Consider the following 15,225-nt stretch of genomic DNA (forward strand, 5'->3'; position numbering starts at 1 on the left):
CCGCAGAGCTTCCATACGCCTCGCATAGCCAGTGCCTATGTGACGCGTGCGAAGACTCTGTGGCGAAGGGTCCGGCGCGGCAGTGCATAGCTGCCACTATCTTCTGCATGCCCCATGTAGTCGGTGCCTACGTCCACCGCGGCCGTGCACCGCTGTACATACCGACTGCATGCCGCACATAGTCGGTGTCCGCGTCCAGTGCGGCCGTGCGCCGCTGCCACATATCTTCCGCATGGTTCACATAGCCGGTGCCTATGTGAAGCGTGCGAAAGGTGTGTGGCGAGGGTCCGTCGCGGCGGTGCATTGCTGTCCATACAGCTTCCGCACGCCTCACGTGGCCGGTGTCCGCGTCCAGTGCGGCCGTGCGCCGCTGCCACATATCTTCCGCACGGTTCACATAGCCGGCGCCTGTGTGAAGCGTGCGAAACTCTGTGGCCAAGGTCTGGCGCGGCGGTGCATTGCTGCCACACAGCTTCCATACGCTTCACACAGCCGGTGCCTATGTGGAGCGTGCGAAAGGTGTGTGGCACCAACATCTTCGGCGTGGCATGGCAGATCGGCGGACCCGTGCGGTGGCTCTGCTTGTCAGCGGCGGAGGTAGGCGGACAGGAGTGTCGTCAGCTGGGTGATGCTGGCGGGTGTGCCCGCGGGGAGGGCGCTGCGGTTGCCCGCGAAGCGGTCGAAGACCGCGCCCTCGAGGATGGCGACGAAGTCGGCGGCGGCGGTGTCCGGGTCGGGGAAGCCGGTGGCGCGGAACAGTTCTCGGGCGCGTGCGACCGAGAAGAGGCTGTTGGCCAACCGGGCGTGCAGTTCCGGGTCGACGATCAGTGCGTGCCGGGCGATGAGGTGGTCGCGGCGTTCGAGGAGCAGCCGGTCCAACCAGACCGCGATGCCGTGGGCGATGGAGGGCAGTTCGGTCGTCTCGGGTGCGTCGAACTTCGCCGCGACGAAATCGCTTCGGGAACGGGCGGATATCCGGTCGGCGATCGCCTCGATCAGCGCGCGTTTGGTGCGGAAGTAGTAGGAGGACGATCCGGGCGGCAGTGCCAGCTCGGTGTCCAGCGCACGGTGTGTCAGCGCGCGCAGGCCGCGCCGGGCGATCAGTTCGATGGCCGCGTCGACGATCAGGGTGCGCCGGTCGGTTGTGGACATCATCACCTCCTCTAGTCCGCATCCCGCGCCATGCTCTACAACTGTAGAGGACTCTACATCTGTAGAGCGAGGAGGCTGGGATGACGATCGAACTCGACCCGGATCAGCGCGCGGCGGCCGACCGGCTGGCTCGCCTCGTGGACCGGCGCGGCCGCCCGATCAAAGGTGCGCGCGGCGTCTACCTGCACGGTCGACCAGGCCGCGGCAAGACCATGCTGATGGACCGCTTCCTCGCTACCGTCGACGCCGACCGCGCGAAGCGCTATCACTTCCACTGGTTCTTCGCCGAATTGCACAGCGCCGCACACGAAACCGGCTCGATCGACACCGCCATCGAGCGTCTGCTCGGCACCGCGCGCTTGGTCTGCTTCGACGAGTTCCACGTCCACGACATCGGCGACGCCATGCTCGTCGCCCGCATGCTGGATGCCCTCTTCGCCCGCCGCATCGCGCTCGTGCTCACCTCGAACTACCCGCCCACCCAACTGCTGCCGAACCCGCTGTTCCACGACCGGTTCCTGCCGACCATCGCCCGCATCGTCGAACACTTGGACGTGCTCTCGGTAGACGGACCCACCGACTACCGCACACTGCCCAACCGCGACGCCACAAGAGGTTTCGCAGCGGGCCGCTATCTAGTCTGCTGCGTGCCGACCGAGAGCAAAGGGACGCCGCCCGCCCCCGCCGCTAGCCCCGCCCGCACTGTCACCGCTGTCGGCGCTGCCGGTCCCCAGATCCCCGCCGAAGACGAGCTCCCGGTCCCGACCGGCGATCGCACACTCCGGGCGCACACCGTCGATGGCGACGCGATCACCATCCCGACCCACGGTCGCGCGCTCCAGCGAGGCGCTGCGGACGGTGACGCGGTCGACGTCCGGATCGGCGACCGTGCGCTCGGGGCCTGTGCGGTCGATGGTGGCGTGGTCGGTGTCCCGATCGGCGACCGCAGGCTCTCGGCGGTCGTCGTCGACGGCAACGCGAGTCTCGTCCGGATCGGCGACCGCGCGCTCCGTGCACACGCTGTGGACGGTGACGCGACGGAAGTTCCGATCCTCGGTGCCCGCAGGTGCCGGGCGCACACCATCGACGACGACGCGGTCGACCTCCGGATCGGCGACCGTGCGCTCGGGACCTGTGCGGTCGATGGTGGCGTGGTCGATGTCCCGATCGGCGACCGCAGGCTCTCGGCGGACGCCGTCGACGGCAACGCGAGTCCAGACCCGCTCGGCGACCGCGCGCTCCGTGCACACGCTGTGGACGGTGACGCGACGGAAGTTCCGATCCTCGGTGCCCGCAGGTGCCGGGCGCACACCGTCGACGGTGACGCGGTCGACGTCCGGATCGGCGACCGCGCGCTCGGGACCTGCGCGGTCGATGGTGCCGTGGTCGATGTCCCGATCGGCGACCGCAGGCTCTCGGCGGACACTGTCGACGACGACGCGGTCGACGTCCGGATCGGCGACCGCGCGCTCGGGGTTTGTGCGGTCGATGGGGGCGTGGTCGACGTCCCGACCGGCGACCGCAACCTCCTGGCGCACGCAGTCGATGACGACGCGATCCCTATCCCGATCGGCGACCGCACACTCCGCGCCCGCGCCGTCGACGGCGCCGCGATCACCTTCGACTTCTCCGCGCTCTGCGGCACCCCCACCTCCGCCACCGACTACGTCGGCCTGACCCGGCGCTTCCGTCGCTGGACGATCCGGGACGTTCCCCGGCTGCGCGAGGTCCCGCCGGACTGGGCGATGCGTCTGGTGAACCTGGTCGACGTGCTCTACGACGCGGACCTCGAGCTCACACTCTGCGCCGCGGCGCCCCTGCCCGAGCTGGTCGACGGCGTGGTCGGCGTTCCGGACATTTCACGCACCGAGAGCCGCCTCTGTGAGATCTCACAAGCGGTGACCGCGGCGGCTGGGTAGCCGCACTTTTCCGGTCCTACCTGCGGCGACTCGCCGGCGGCCCGAGTTAAAACGGACATGATCCGAAGTATTCGATTCCCTCCCGAGCGGACCGTTCGGCATGTAACTATGTGGCTGATTCGAGCAGTTCTCAGGTTTGGTGGTAGACGCTGGTGGTCCGGGCGCGAGCGGCGATATCGCGCGTGATCGTGCTGATCACGCTGCTGGCCGTTGCCGCCATCGCCTTGCGCGGACACATCCCCGGCGCGGTCGAGGAGAGCGCCGATCGTCGCTCGGGTCCCTCCGCGCTCGCCTTGGCGCTGATGCCGGTGCTGCTCACGGTCTCGGTGGTGATCCTGCTCGCGGGCGTGATCGCCAGTCAGCACCGGCTGCCGCTCGCCATGCCCGAACTCGATCGGGAGGAGGAGCTCCGCCAATGGCGACTCGGCCGGGTCGGTCTGCTGGTACTCGCGGCTCTCGCCGGGCTCGCGCTGGTCTTGGCCGCCGCCTCCGCCGTGTTCTTCGTCGGCGTCCGCACCGAAGTGCAGCCGTCCGAGCCCGCGCCCGCCACCGGCGAGGGCGCACCGCCCGAACATCTCCCTACCACTCCGCCGCCCCAGCCCGGCGGAGCCGAGAGCCTGACCGGAACCGGCTTGGTTCTGACGATCGTCGGCGCAGGCGTCCTGGTCGGTGTCGCGCTGGTCGGTCTGGTGGTGGTCGCCGCGACGGCCCGCCGCAAGCCGGTCGCCGCTCCGCCGCCGGAGACTCCCGCTCCGCCGACCGTCGTCGATTCGCTCGCCAGGGCCGCCGAAATGGGTCTGGCCGCGATGAACGCGCCGGGCCAGGAGCCGCGTACCGCCATCATCGCCTGCTATGTCGCCATGGAGCGCGGTCTCGCCGTCGACCGCGCGGCCGCGCCACTGGCCTCCGACACCCCGATGGAAGTGCTGGCCCGCGCGTTCGAGCGCGGCGCGCTGCACGACGCGTCCGCCCGCGAGCTCGTCGCGCTCTTCGAGGAGGCCAGGTTCAGTCCACACGCGATGCTCGAGTGGCAGCGGATGCGTGCCGAACAGCTGCTGCGCATCGTGCTCGCCGACCTGCAAGGAGAGGTGGTGGTGGCCGGATGAACAGGGCAGGGATCGCGGCCGCCGCGATCGTCGCGGTGGTGGTGCTGGAGCTGGTCGCGTTCGGCAGGGCGCGCGGTGCGATGCTGCTGCTCGCCGCCGTCCCGGTCGCTCTCGCGCTGTTCCAGCTGATCCTGACGTTGCGCGAGCGCGGAAACGCGGACGACGACGAGCGCTCCGACGACATCGAGAACGGCCCGCAGGAAATGCTGAACCGCTGGCAGGCGCGGGCGCAGATGCTCGCCGAGCGTGCCGACGGCAGCAGGGCCGACTGGGATCGGCACCTGCGGCCATTGCTCGCCAAAGAATTCGAGTTGTCCACGGGCATGCGGGTAGCCAAGAACCGCAGGGCGACCGAAGCGGCCGGGATTCTGCAGTTCGGACCGGAACTGTGGCGCTGGGTGGATCCGGCGAACTCGGCACTGCGCGATCAGACGACGCGCGCACCGGGTCGGGCGGCGCTGGACGAGATCCTGCGCCGCCTGCAGAGAATGTGAAATGGGTTGACGAGTGCGAGTAGACAAATGACGATGCCACTGGACGTGACCGTGACCGTCCAGCGAACCGAGGCGGTGCTGCGGGAGCTGGGCCGCGTCGTCGTGGGCAAGCGCGACGAGTTGCAGCTGATCATGATCGCCGTGCTGTCCGGTGGGCACGTCCTCATCGAGGACCTGCCCGGACTCGGCAAGACGCTGATCGCCAGATCCTTCGCCGCCGCGCTCGGCCTCGACTTCACGCGGGTGCAGTTCACCCCCGACCTGCTACCCGCCGACCTGCTCGGCTCCACCATCTACGACATGAACTCGGGCCGGTTCAACTTCCGGCGTGGCCCGGTCTTCACCAACGTGCTGCTGGCCGACGAGGTGAACCGCACCCCGCCGAAGACCCAGGCCGCGCTGCTGGAGGCGATGGCGGAGGGACAGGTCAGCATCGACGGCGAAACCTACCCGCTGCCGCAGCCGTTCATCGTGCTCGCCACCGACAACCCCATCGAATACGAGGGCACCTATCCGCTGCCCGAGGCGCAGCTCGACCGCTTCGCCATCCAACTGCGGCTGGGCTACCTGTCCGAGCACGACGAGACCCAGATGATCCGCAGACGCCTGGAGCGCGGCGCGACGCCGCCGCAGGTCGGCCAGGTGGTCGACGCCAACGGGCTGCTGGAGATGCGGCAGTCGGTCGAATACGTGACGGTGCATCCCGACGTGGTCGGTTACGTCGTCGCTCTGGCGGGCGCGACCCGCGGCCACCCGCAGGTCGAGGTCGGCGCGAGTCCGCGCGCCGAACTGGATCTGGTGCAGATGTCGCGCGCCCGCGCACTGCTGCTCGGCCGGGACTACGTCATCCCGGAAGACGTGAAGGCGCTGGCGATTCCGGCCATGGCGCACCGGATCACGCTGCGCCCGGAGATGTGGGTGCGCCGGATCCGCGGCGAGGACGTGATCGCCGAACTGCTGCGCCGCCTGCCGGTTCCGCGCGCCACCGTGACATGACCCGGTCGAGGCACCGCGACGCGAGCGCCACCGTCGAGGCCGAATTGCGGTGGCGCCCAGCGCCGCTGGTGTACATGCTGGCCTGCTGCGCGGCGGTGGCGCTGGTGGTCGCGGTGGTCGCCGCGCGGTGGCAGCTGGTGGTGTTCGCCGCGCCGCTGCTCGGCGTGCTCGCGACCGCGCCGTGGCAGCAGTCGCGGACCAGGATCCAGGTCGACGGCGGCGGCACCCTGCGCTGCTTCGAGACCGAGGAGGTTGTCCTCACCGTCGCCGCCTTCGTCGAGGCGGGGCACGCGCTGCTTCGCCTGAAGCCGCAGACGGTGCAAGGACTCGGGATCGAGATCGAGGAGGCGAGTGACTCAGGGGCGGCGCCCGCCGGGCTGCGGCTGGTTCTCTCGGCCGGGCGCTGGGGCCGCTACCCGGTGTCGGTGCGGGTGTCCGCGCTCAGTCCGGCGGGGCTCGCCATCGCGACGGCGACGCTGCCCGCCGGACAGTTGTTCGTCTACCCGGTGACCGATCCGCAGCGAATGCGCTTGCCGCGCACCGAACTTCCGGAACGGCTCGGCACCCATCTGACCCGGAGGCACGGCCCGGGTGTGGAATACGCCGACATCCGCGCCTACGCGCCGGGCGATCAGCTGCGGATCGTGAACTGGCCGGTCAGTGCCCGGCGCGGGCGGTTGTACGTCACCGAGCGGCTGACCAACCGGTCTGCCGACGTCGTCGTGCTCGTCGACACCTCGCAGCAGGCGCCTGGCCCGGCGACCGATTCGCTCGAGCTGTCGGTGCGCGGCGCGGCCCAGGTCGTGCAGTCGACATTGCAGGCGGGCGACCGGACCGCGGTCGTCTGCCTCGGCCAGGGCCCGCGCTGGCTGCGGCCCGACATCGGGCGGCGCCAGTTCTACCGGATCGTCGACACCGTGCTCGACGTGGGCGACGAGCACATCCCCACCACCGGCACCCTTGCGCCGCACGCCGCGGTGCCGCTCGGCGCGATCGTGGTGGCCTTCTCCACATTGCTCGACACCCAGTTCGCGCTGGCGCTCATCGATCTGCGCAAGCGCGGGCACGTCGTCGTGGTGGTGGACGTGTTGCGCGGCACGCCGTTTCGCGACGGCCTCGACCAGACCCTCGCGCGCATGTGGCAGCTGGAACGCGCCTCCATGTATCGCGACATGGGCACCGTCGGCGTCGACATCGTGCCGTGGGCGCAGGACGCCAGGCTCGACGAGATCATGCGCCTGCTGCCCGAACACCGCAGGACAGTGCGGGTGCGCCGATGACCAGATTCCTCGCCGTGCTCGCCGGCGTCCTGCTCGTCACGTCGGTCCTGCTCATGTCGCCGCTCGCGGCCCTTCCCGCGCTGATACTGACGGCGGCGGGCTGGTGGTTCCGTCCCGCCGCGGTCGCCGCCGTGCTCGTCGCGATCGGCGTGCTCGCCTGGGCCGACACTGGTGTACTCGCCGCGGCCGCAACGGGTTTGGTGGCCACCACCTACCTGCTGAACGCGGCGACCGTGACCGCGCCGGTCGGCGTCGTGCCGACCACGCTGCCCTCGGTCGTCGGCGCGGTGGGTTTCGCGGCCTGCGCGGTGGGCGCGGCCCTGCTGCCGCTGCGTCTGGCCTGGGCTCCCGCTGTCGCACCGGTCGTCGTGATCGTGTTGTACGCCTTGGTCATCCAAGGCCTCGGCCCACGCCGCACCCGATCAGAGGCGATAGTCGGTCCGCCGTCCGGCTAGATCGCGGACGAAGGTGACCGACTCTCCGAACGAGCGACGGTCACCCCGGCTACTTCAGGCTGATGTCCCGCCCTACTCGAACTTCAAGCTGACGTCCGCGAGCACCGGCGCGTCCTCGCGCTCGACCACGGTCGCGGCGATGACGAGTTCGCCGTCGGTGCGCCAGATCCGGGTGCGGATGGTCTCGCCCGGGTAGAGCACACCGGCGAAGCGCGCGCGGAAACCGGTGACGCGGGTGGCGTCGGCGTCCAGTGCGGTGTCGGTCGCGGTCTTGCAGACGATTCCGTAGGTGCACAGGCCGTGCAGGATCGGGTTGGGGAACCCTGCCGCGCGGGCGAATTCGGGGTCGGAGTGCAGCGGATTGCGGTCGCCGAGCATCCGGTACAGCAGCGCCTGCTGCGGCAGCGTGCGCGTGGTGACGTCGAAATCCGGTGCGCGATCGGGCAGCTCCGACTTCGTGCTCGGCCCACGCTCACCGCCGAAGCCGCCCTCACCCTTGGCGAAGATGGACGAGCGGGTGGTCCACAGCGGCGCGCCGTCGGAGCCGGTGATGGTGTGCTCCTGCACGACCACAGCGGCCGAGCCCTTGTCCCAGATCTCGCTGATCCGCCCGGTGCTGGTCGCCTTGCCCGCGGCGGGGATCGGACGGTGCACCTCCACCTCCTGGTGTCCGTGCACCACCTTCGCCAGATCGATATCGATACCGGGGAAGCTCACCTTGGGCGGCTCGGTCTCGTGCAGAGTCTGCGCGACGGTCGCGAAGGTCGGCAGCACCTGCGGTTCCCGATCGTCGAGGTAGCGCAGCTCGGCGGCATCGGTCCACCGCGCTCCCGCGCCGAGCCCGAGCTGATAGAGCTGCACATCCGACGGCGTCCACGCGAACTCTCGGCTCGGCAGTTCCGCGCCGAGCGCGATCTTCGGGTCGATGGGCATCAGTACTCCTTGTGCATGGTTGTGGACGGATTCGTTCGCACCGGCCCACGAATCGATCCTGCGGGCACGCGCCCGCCTCTGGCAACGCCATATCCACTCGCCGGGACGACAGCCCGCCGCGAGTCCGGCCACCGCGTGCCGGCCGGTGTCGCGCTCGACCTGCGAGCCTGGCCGCTGCGTGAGACGGCGCCGCACCCAGATCCGTGGGCTCGTCCGCCGCGCGGGCCGGTGTCGCGCTCGCATCCGCGGGTTCGTTGCCGCACGGGACGGCGTCCCGCACCGGGGTCCACGGTCTCCGAGGTCGGCGTACCGCCACACGGCCACGTCAGTTCGCGGCGCAGCCCGAGCGGTTCTGGTCGCTGCCACACACTTTTCACACGGTTCACATAGGCACCGCCTATGTGAACCGTGTGGTGGCTGTGTGGCAACGGCATGCGGTTACGCCTCGGAGGCGGCCGCGGCGGGCTGCTCCTGCTTGCGCTTGGCGATGTCGAGGACGGCGAGGTAGCCGAAGGTGATCGCGGGGCCGATGGTCGCGCCGGGTCCGGCGTAGGTGTGGCCCATGACCGGCGTCGAGCAGTTGCCCGAGGCGTAGAGACCCTCGATGGTGCTGCCGTCTTCGCGCAGCACGCGGCCCGCCGAGTCGGCGACGAGACCGCCCTTGGTGCCGAGATCGCCAGGCACGATCTTGGCCGCGTAGAACGGACCCTGCACCAGGCCGGCGAGGCAGGGGTTCGGCTTCACCGTCGGGTCGCCGTAGTAGCGGTCGTAGTGGCTGTTGCCGCGGCCGAAGTCCTCGTCGGTGCCGGTCTCGGCGAACTTGTTGAACCGCTCGACGGTCGCGGCCAGATTCTCCGCGGGCACGCCGATCGCGGACGCCAACTCTTCCAGGCTTTCGGCCTTGACGATGTTGTCGTTTTCCATCCAGCGGGACGGAAAGCGCAGACCAGGCTGCAATCCGGCGAAGATGTAGCGGTTGCGATAGCGCTGGTCGAACACCAGCCACGCCGGGATGTTCTCGCCCGGACCCTCGCCCTGCCCATATTCGCCGCCGTACATGGTGTGCCCAGCCTCGACGTAAGGAGCGGACTCATTACCGAATCGCTTGCCGTCGCGGTTGACGATGATGCAGCCGGGCAGATTGCGCTCGGCGAGGGCGAACCACGGGCGACCACCCTTGAAGACGGTCGGCCCCCACCAGGCGTCCTCCATGAAGTCGACCGCGCCGCCCGCATCGATGCCGGCGCGGATGCCGTCGCCGGTGTTGGCCGCCGCGCCCGTCGTCCACTCGGTGGTGATGGGCTGGCGCTGGTACTTCGCGCGCATCTCCGCGTTGTGCTCGAAACCGCCGCTGCCGAGCACGACGCCGTGGCGCGCGGTGAACACGACGGGCTTGCCGTCCACCAGCGCACGTACGCCTGTGACCGCGCCGTTCTCCACGACGAGCTCGGTCATCGGCGTGTTCAGCAGCACCGGAACGTTCGCGTCCATCAGCCCCTTGCGCATGGCGGCGATGATGGCCTGGCCCATGCCGACGATGTGCTTGCCGGTGAACTTCGCCCAGTAGGTCCGCGCGCCGACGCGCATGGCGCGCATCATGCCCTTCGGGTGGCGGCGGATGAGGTTGAGGCGGACGAAATCCGCCTGCATGACGACCACGTTCAGCGGCGCCTTCGCATAGGGAGGCTCCAGCTTGTCCTTCTCCGCGCCCAGGACTTTGAGGTTGAACGGCTTGGGCTCGCAGGAGCGTCCCTCGCCGAGACCGCCGGGCGCCTCCGGGTAGTAGTCCGAGTACCCGGGCACCCACTTCATCTTCAGCGGGGTGTGGTCGAGCACAAAGTCGAAGGCCTCGGCGCCGCGGTCGATGTAGGTGTCGATCCGGTCCTTGGGCACCACGTCGCCGACGATGCTGTGCAGGTAGGTGCGCGCGTCCTCCCGGTCGTCGGGACGACCCGACGCGCGCAGCGCCTTGTTGCCGGGAATCCACACGCCGCCACCGGAGCGCGCGGTCGACCCGCCGTAGTGCGCGGCCTTTTCGATGATGACCGCGCTGAGGCCGTGGTGGGCCGCGGTGAGGGCGGCGGTCATGCCCGCGGCGCCGCTGCCGACCACCACCACGTCGTAGCTGTGTGGCTCGAGAACCGGATCTGTCATGTAGAACACGTTATAGAATGGACGCGCCATTGGTCTATGTTGTGTGGCAGAAGACTTGCTCGGCGTTCCATTTGTCGAGGAAACTTGTTTCAGTTTCGGACCGGAGTGAAGTACATGGGCCTCGAATGGGACCTGACCGCTGACGTGGTCGTCGTCGGATACGGCGCCGCGGGGGCGTCGGCCGCCTTGGAAGCGACGGAGGCGGGCGCGCAGGTCGTGGTGTTGGAGCGGTTCAACGGAGGCGGCGCGTCGGCGTTGTCCGGCGGCATCATCTACGCCGGTGGCGGCACGTCGGTGCAGCGCGAGGCGGGGGTACGCGATACGCCGGAGCAGATGCTCGCCTATCTCGAGCGCGAGGTCGGCACCGCCGTCACACCGGAGACGCTGCGCCGTTTCGTGGACGAGAGCCCGGCCATGATCGAGTGGTTGAAGGGGCACGGCGTGCCGTTCGAGGCCTCGCTCTGCCCGTACAAGACCTCGTACCCGAACGACAGCTACTACCTGTACTACTCCGGCAGCGAGGTCTCCGGTTACGGCCGCGAGGTCGCCGAGCCCGCGCAGCGCGGCCACCGCGTCAAGGGCAAGGGCACCTCTGGCAAGCAGCTCACCGGCCCGCTCGCCGCCTCCGCGGCGCGTCGCGGCATTCGGGTCGAAACCCTCACCACCGCAACGCGATTGATCACCGACGACAACGGCGTGGTGATCGGTGTGGAATGCCGATCGCTGCGCGACGCCCCCGGCCGGGTCCGTGACCGCTACAGCCGCATGGCCAAAGCCGCTGCCAAGCCGGGCATCTACTATCCGCCGCTGCGCAAGTCGCTGGAGAAGCGCCTCGACCTGCTCGATCGCCGCTACGGCACGACGATTCGGGTAAGGGCGAGGCGCGGCGTCGTGGTCAGCGCGGGCGGCTTCATCGCCAATCGCGCCATGCTCGCGCAGTACGGTCCGCAATACCGCGCCGGTCTCGCGCTCGGCACCACCGGCGACGACGGCAGCGGCATCCTGATGGCGCAAGAGGTCGGCGCGGCCACCGACCGCATGGGCAACGTCTCGGCCTGGCGATTCATCTTGCCGCCCAGCGCTTTCACCGGCTCGGTGCTGGTCGACGCGCACGGCCGCCGGGTGATCGACGAGACCCGCTACGGCGCCGCGGTCGGCCACAAGCTGATCAACGAGCACGAGGGCAAGGGCTGGCTGCTCGCCGACGCGCGGCTCATGCGCACCGCGATAGCGCAGATCCGCACCCAGGCGACCTGGTTCCAGCGCGGCCAATTCGAAGTGATGCGCCGCAACGCCGTGCGCGGCGCGACACTGGAAGCCGTTGCGGCCAAGGCGGGTATCGATCCGGCCGGGCTGCGCGCGACCGTCGACGCGCACAACGCCGCCATCGCGAACGGCGCACCCGACCCGGTCGGCAAGCCCGCCGAATTCACCGAACCCGTGCGCAGCGGCCCGTACTGGCTGTTGGATGTGGGGATCAAGCCGAGTCTCACCAACCCGTGCCCGATGCTCACCCTCGGCGGCGTCGTCGTCGACGAGCACACCGGCGCAGTGAAAAACGCCGAGGGCAACGACATTCCTGGCCTGTTCGCCGCGGGCCGGACCGCCGTCGGCATCTGCTCGGATTCCTACGTCAGCGGACTTTCGCTGGCCGACTGCGTCTTCTCCGGTCGCCGCGCGGGACGGTCCGCGGCGGGCGAACAGGCCGTCCTCGAAAAAGCAACAGTGGAAGGAAACTAGCGTGTTGTCCGACGCGGTACGAACCGAACTCGCCGACGAACTCGCGCGGGCCGAGAACGATCGGGTCGCCATCGACCCGCTGGTCGCGCGATACCCCGACATCGATGTGGTCGACGCCTACGAGATCCAGCTGATCAACATCCGCAGCCGCCTCGACAGCGGCGCGCGCGTGGTCGGCCACAAGGTCGGCCTCTCGTCCAAGGCCATGCAGCAGATGATGGGCGTGGACGAGCCCGACTACGGGCACCTGCTCGCGGAAATGGAAGTGTTCGAAGACGTTCCGGTCGAGGCCGGCCGCTACCTCTTCCCGCGCGTAGAGGTCGAGGTCGGGTTCGTGCTCGGCGCCGACCTGCCCGGCGCGGACTGCACCGAGGAGGACGTGCTCGCCGCGACCGTCGCCTACGCGCCGGCGATCGAGCTGATCGATTCCAGGATCAAGGACTGGAACATCGGCCTGTGCGACACCATCTCGGACAACGCGTCGTCGGCCGGTTACGTGCTCGGACCGGAGCGGGTCGCGCCGAAGGACATCGACATCAAGGCCATCGACGCGGTGCTCACCCGCAACGACGAGGTGGTCGCCGAGGGGCGCAGCGACGCGGTGCTCGGCGATCCGGTCATCGCCGTGGCCTGGCTGGCGCGCAAGGTCGCCTCGTTCGGCGTGCGGCTGAAGAAGGGCGACATCGTGCTGCCCGGCTCCTGCACCCGCGCCATCGACGCCCGTCCTGGCGACAAGTTCCACGCCGAGTTCGCCGGACTCGGTTCCGTCCGTTTGCAATTCATCTAGGAGGATTGTCGTGTCCAACGGGACCGTCACCGCCGCGATCGTCGGGTCCGGCAACATCAGCACCGATCTGCTCTACAAGCTGCTGCGCTCGGAGGTCATCGAGCCGCGCTGGATGATCGGCATCGACCCGGAGAGCGAGGGCCTCAAACGGGCCCGTGGGCTCGGGCTGGAGACCTCGCACGAGGGCGTCGACTGGTTGCTCGGGCAGTCCGAGCTGCCGGACCTGGTCTTCGAGGCCACCTCGGCCTACGTGCACCGCGCCGCCGCGCCGAAGTACGCCGAGGCGGGCATCCGCGCGGTGGACCTCACCCCGGCCGCGGTGGGCCCCGCCGTGGTGCCGCCGGTGAACCTCGGCGCCAACCTGGACGCGCCGAACGTCAACATGATCACCTGCGGCGGCCAGGCCACCATCCCGATCGTCGCGGCCGTGTCGCGCGTCGTGCCGGTGCCGTACGCCGAGATCGTCGCCTCGGTGTCGTCGGTGTCCGCCGGTCCTGGCACTCGCGCCAACATCGATGAGTTCACCAAGACCACCAGTCGGGGCGTGGAGACCATCGGCGGCGCCGAGCGCGGCAAGGCGATCATCATCCTGAACCCGGCCGAGCCGCCGATGATCATGCGCGACACCATCTTCTGCGCCATCCCGGAGGACGCCGACACCGACGCGATCGCCGACTCCATCCACCGGATGGTCGCCGACATCCAGCAGTACGTGCCCGGTTACCGACTGCTCAACGAACCCCAGTTCGACGAGCCGTCGGTGGTTTCCGGTGGCCTGGCGAAGGTTTCGGTCTTCGTCGAGGTCGAGGGCGCGGGCGACTTCCTGCCCCCGTACGCGGGCAACCTCGACATCATGACCGCCGCGGCCACCAAAGTGGGCGAGGTCATGGCGCAGCAGATCTCCTCGACCCGGGTGTAAGGAGCGTTACCCATGGCTTATTCAGCAGAACTCGACATCCGCGTCACCGACACCTCGCTGCGCGACGGCTCGCACCACAAGCGCCACCAGTTCACCGCCACCGAGGTGCGTGACATCGTCGCCGCGCTCGACGGCGCGGGCGTTCCGGTCATCGAGGTGACCCACGGCGACGGGCTCGGCGGTTCCTCGTTCAACTACGGTTTCTCGAAAACCCCCGAGCAGGAACTGGTTACGATCGCCGCCCAGACGGCCAAGCAGGCCAAGATCGCGGTGCTCATGCTGCCCGGCGTCGGCGTCAAGGAGGACATCAAGGTCTCCCAGGACAACGGCGCGTCCATCTGCCGCATCGCCACCCACTGCACAGAGGCCGACGTCTCCATCCAGCACTTCGGCCTCGCGCGCGACCTCGGGCTGGAAACCGTTGGCTTCCTGATGATGTCGCACACCCAGCCGCCGGAGGTGCTCGCCAAGCAGGCGCGCATCATGGCCGACGCCGGGTGTCAGTGCGTGTACATCGTCGACTCGGCGGGAGCGCTTGTCCTGGAACAGGTTTCCGATCGTGTCGCGGCGGTGGTCGCCGAGCTCGGCAACGACGCGCAGGTCGGTTTCCACGGTCACGAGAATCTCGATCTCGCGGTGGCCAACTCCATCTACGCGATTCGCGCCGGTGCCACCCAGATCGACGGCAGTGCACGGCGTTTCGGCGCGGGCGCAGGTAATACGCCGGTCGAGGCGCTGGTCGGCGTCTGCGACAAGCTCGGCATCAAGACCGGCATCGACTTCTTCGCGATCGCCGATGCCGCGGAAGATGTCGTTCGCCCTGCCATGCCGCAGGAATGCCTGCTGGACCGCCAGGCCCTGATGATGGGCTACGCGGGCGTCTACTCGAGCTTCCTCAAGCACGCCGAGCGCCAGGCCGAACGCTATGGGGTCTCGGCCGCCGAGATGCTCGTGCGCGCGGGCAAGCGCAAGCTCGTCGGTGGTCAAGAAGACCAGCTCATCGACATCGCGCTGGAGTTGCAGCGGGAGCAGGCCGCGGTTTCCGCCTGATCGGCGCGGTTTCGAGGACTCTGCCGTATCCGGCCCGCGGGTGGTCTCGCGGGCCGGATCTGCTCCGGCGACGCCATCACGGCCTCGACGGCGTCGGATTCGGGCTGGCCGCATGAGCATTCCCGCGGGCTCGGGGGCGCAGCGCTGTCGCCCGCGATGAATCGGAGGCGCAGCGCTGTTGCCCGCGATGAATCGGAGGCGCAGCCAAGTCGCCCGCGATGAATCGGAGGCGCAGCCAAG

Annotated in this window: 13 protein-coding genes; 10 read left to right on the forward strand and 3 right to left on the reverse strand. The window is 69.3% G+C overall.

Going from position 1 to position 15,225, the window contains the following annotated elements; translation table 11 throughout:
* Positions 1-585: 585 nt before the first annotated feature.
* On the reverse strand, positions 586-1,152 hold the full coding sequence (locus NAM01S_RS31095) for a TetR/AcrR family transcriptional regulator (protein WP_067792249.1): 567 nt from the start codon (positions 1,150-1,152) through the stop codon (positions 586-588).
* A gap of 80 nt (positions 1,153-1,232) precedes the next feature.
* On the opposite strand from NAM01S_RS31095, the gene zapE reads away from it, so the two are divergent.
* The 6 genes from zapE to NAM01S_RS31125 all read left to right on the forward strand — a co-directional run bounded on the left by zapE (position 1,233) and on the right by NAM01S_RS31125 (position 7,402).
* A complete protein-coding gene (zapE, locus tag NAM01S_RS37115; protein WP_067792221.1) occupies positions 1,233-3,071 on the forward strand; it encodes a cell division protein ZapE in 1,839 nt (612 codons plus the stop codon).
* Positions 3,072-3,253: 182 nt separating this feature from the next.
* Positions 3,254-4,177 carry a DUF4129 domain-containing protein gene (locus NAM01S_RS31105; protein WP_067792252.1) on the forward strand — a complete coding sequence of 308 codons (924 nt, stop codon included), beginning with the start codon at positions 3,254-3,256 and terminating at the stop codon, positions 4,175-4,177.
* Positions 4,174-4,671 (forward strand): hypothetical protein, encoded by a 498-nt coding sequence (locus NAM01S_RS31110; RefSeq protein WP_067792224.1) that lies wholly within the window; start codon positions 4,174-4,176, stop codon positions 4,669-4,671. Before NAM01S_RS31105 ends, NAM01S_RS31110 begins: the two co-directional genes overlap by 4 nt.
* Before the next feature lie 27 nt (positions 4,672-4,698).
* On the forward strand, positions 4,699-5,667 hold the full coding sequence (locus NAM01S_RS31115) for an AAA family ATPase (protein ID WP_067792227.1): 969 nt from the start codon (positions 4,699-4,701) through the stop codon (positions 5,665-5,667).
* Entirely contained in the window at positions 5,664-6,947 is a 1,284-nt protein-coding gene (locus NAM01S_RS31120) for a DUF58 domain-containing protein (RefSeq protein WP_067792230.1), read from the forward strand. Before NAM01S_RS31115 ends, NAM01S_RS31120 begins: the two co-directional genes overlap by 4 nt.
* Positions 6,944-7,402, forward strand: coding sequence for a hypothetical protein (locus NAM01S_RS31125; protein WP_067792232.1), 459 nt, complete (start codon positions 6,944-6,946; stop codon positions 7,400-7,402). Before NAM01S_RS31120 ends, NAM01S_RS31125 begins: the two co-directional genes overlap by 4 nt.
* Positions 7,403-7,474: 72 nt before the next feature.
* Here NAM01S_RS31125 and chsH3 read toward each other — a convergent pair whose 3' ends face one another.
* Together chsH3 and kstD are read right to left on the reverse strand one after the other, a co-directional pair.
* On the reverse strand, positions 7,475-8,335 hold the full coding sequence (chsH3, locus tag NAM01S_RS31130) for an enoyl-CoA hydratase ChsH3 (protein ID WP_067792234.1): 861 nt from the start codon (positions 8,333-8,335) through the stop codon (positions 7,475-7,477).
* A 438-nt stretch (positions 8,336-8,773) separates the two neighbouring features.
* Complete coding sequence (gene kstD, locus NAM01S_RS31135; protein ID WP_067792255.1) at positions 8,774-10,498, reverse strand: 3-oxosteroid 1-dehydrogenase; 1,725 nt, start codon at positions 10,496-10,498, stop codon at positions 8,774-8,776.
* A gap of 105 nt (positions 10,499-10,603) precedes the next feature.
* On the opposite strand from kstD, the gene NAM01S_RS31140 reads away from it, so the two are divergent.
* The 4 genes from NAM01S_RS31140 to dmpG are packed head-to-tail and all read left to right on the forward strand — an operon-like array spanning position 10,604 to position 14,985.
* A complete protein-coding gene (locus tag NAM01S_RS31140; protein WP_067792237.1) occupies positions 10,604-12,229 on the forward strand; it encodes an FAD-binding protein in 1,626 nt (541 codons plus the stop codon).
* A 1-nt stretch (position 12,230) separates the two neighbouring features.
* The gene (locus NAM01S_RS31145; RefSeq protein ID WP_067792240.1) at positions 12,231-13,016 is read left to right on the forward strand and encodes a 2-keto-4-pentenoate hydratase; all 786 of its coding nucleotides are present in this window, start codon (positions 12,231-12,233) and stop codon (positions 13,014-13,016) included.
* A 10-nt stretch (positions 13,017-13,026) separates the two neighbouring features.
* A complete protein-coding gene (locus NAM01S_RS31150; RefSeq protein WP_067792243.1) occupies positions 13,027-13,935 on the forward strand; it encodes an acetaldehyde dehydrogenase (acetylating) in 909 nt (302 codons plus the stop codon).
* A gap of 12 nt (positions 13,936-13,947) precedes the next feature.
* Entirely contained in the window at positions 13,948-14,985 is a 1,038-nt protein-coding gene (gene dmpG, locus NAM01S_RS31155; RefSeq protein ID WP_067792246.1) for a 4-hydroxy-2-oxovalerate aldolase, read from the forward strand.
* Positions 14,986-15,225: the final 240 nt, after the last annotated feature.

Source organism: Nocardia amikacinitolerans NBRC 108937 (genome assembly GCF_001612615.1).
Taxonomy (GTDB): Bacteria; Actinomycetota; Actinomycetes; order Mycobacteriales; family Mycobacteriaceae; genus Nocardia; species Nocardia amikacinitolerans.

What these genes read in the sequence shown, in the direction of transcription:
- NAM01S_RS31095 (WP_067792249.1), bottom strand. Translation starts at nt 1,152, where the DNA reads ATGTCCACAACCGACCGGCGCACCCTGATCGTCGACGCGGCCATCGAA.
- zapE (WP_067792221.1), top strand. Translation starts at nt 1,233, where the DNA reads ATGACGATCGAACTCGACCCGGATCAGCGCGCGGCGGCCGACCGGCTG.
- NAM01S_RS31110 (WP_067792224.1), top strand. Translation starts at nt 4,174, where the DNA reads ATGAACAGGGCAGGGATCGCGGCCGCCGCGATCGTCGCGGTGGTGGTG.
- NAM01S_RS31115 (WP_067792227.1), top strand. Translation starts at nt 4,699, where the DNA reads ATGACGATGCCACTGGACGTGACCGTGACCGTCCAGCGAACCGAGGCG.
- NAM01S_RS31120 (WP_067792230.1), top strand. Translation starts at nt 5,664, where the DNA reads ATGACCCGGTCGAGGCACCGCGACGCGAGCGCCACCGTCGAGGCCGAA.
- NAM01S_RS31125 (WP_067792232.1), top strand. Translation starts at nt 6,944, where the DNA reads ATGACCAGATTCCTCGCCGTGCTCGCCGGCGTCCTGCTCGTCACGTCG.
- chsH3 (WP_067792234.1), bottom strand. Translation starts at nt 8,335, where the DNA reads ATGCCCATCGACCCGAAGATCGCGCTCGGCGCGGAACTGCCGAGCCGA.
- NAM01S_RS31140 (WP_067792237.1), top strand. Translation starts at nt 10,604, where the DNA reads ATGGGCCTCGAATGGGACCTGACCGCTGACGTGGTCGTCGTCGGATAC.
- dmpG (WP_067792246.1), top strand. Translation starts at nt 13,948, where the DNA reads ATGGCTTATTCAGCAGAACTCGACATCCGCGTCACCGACACCTCGCTG.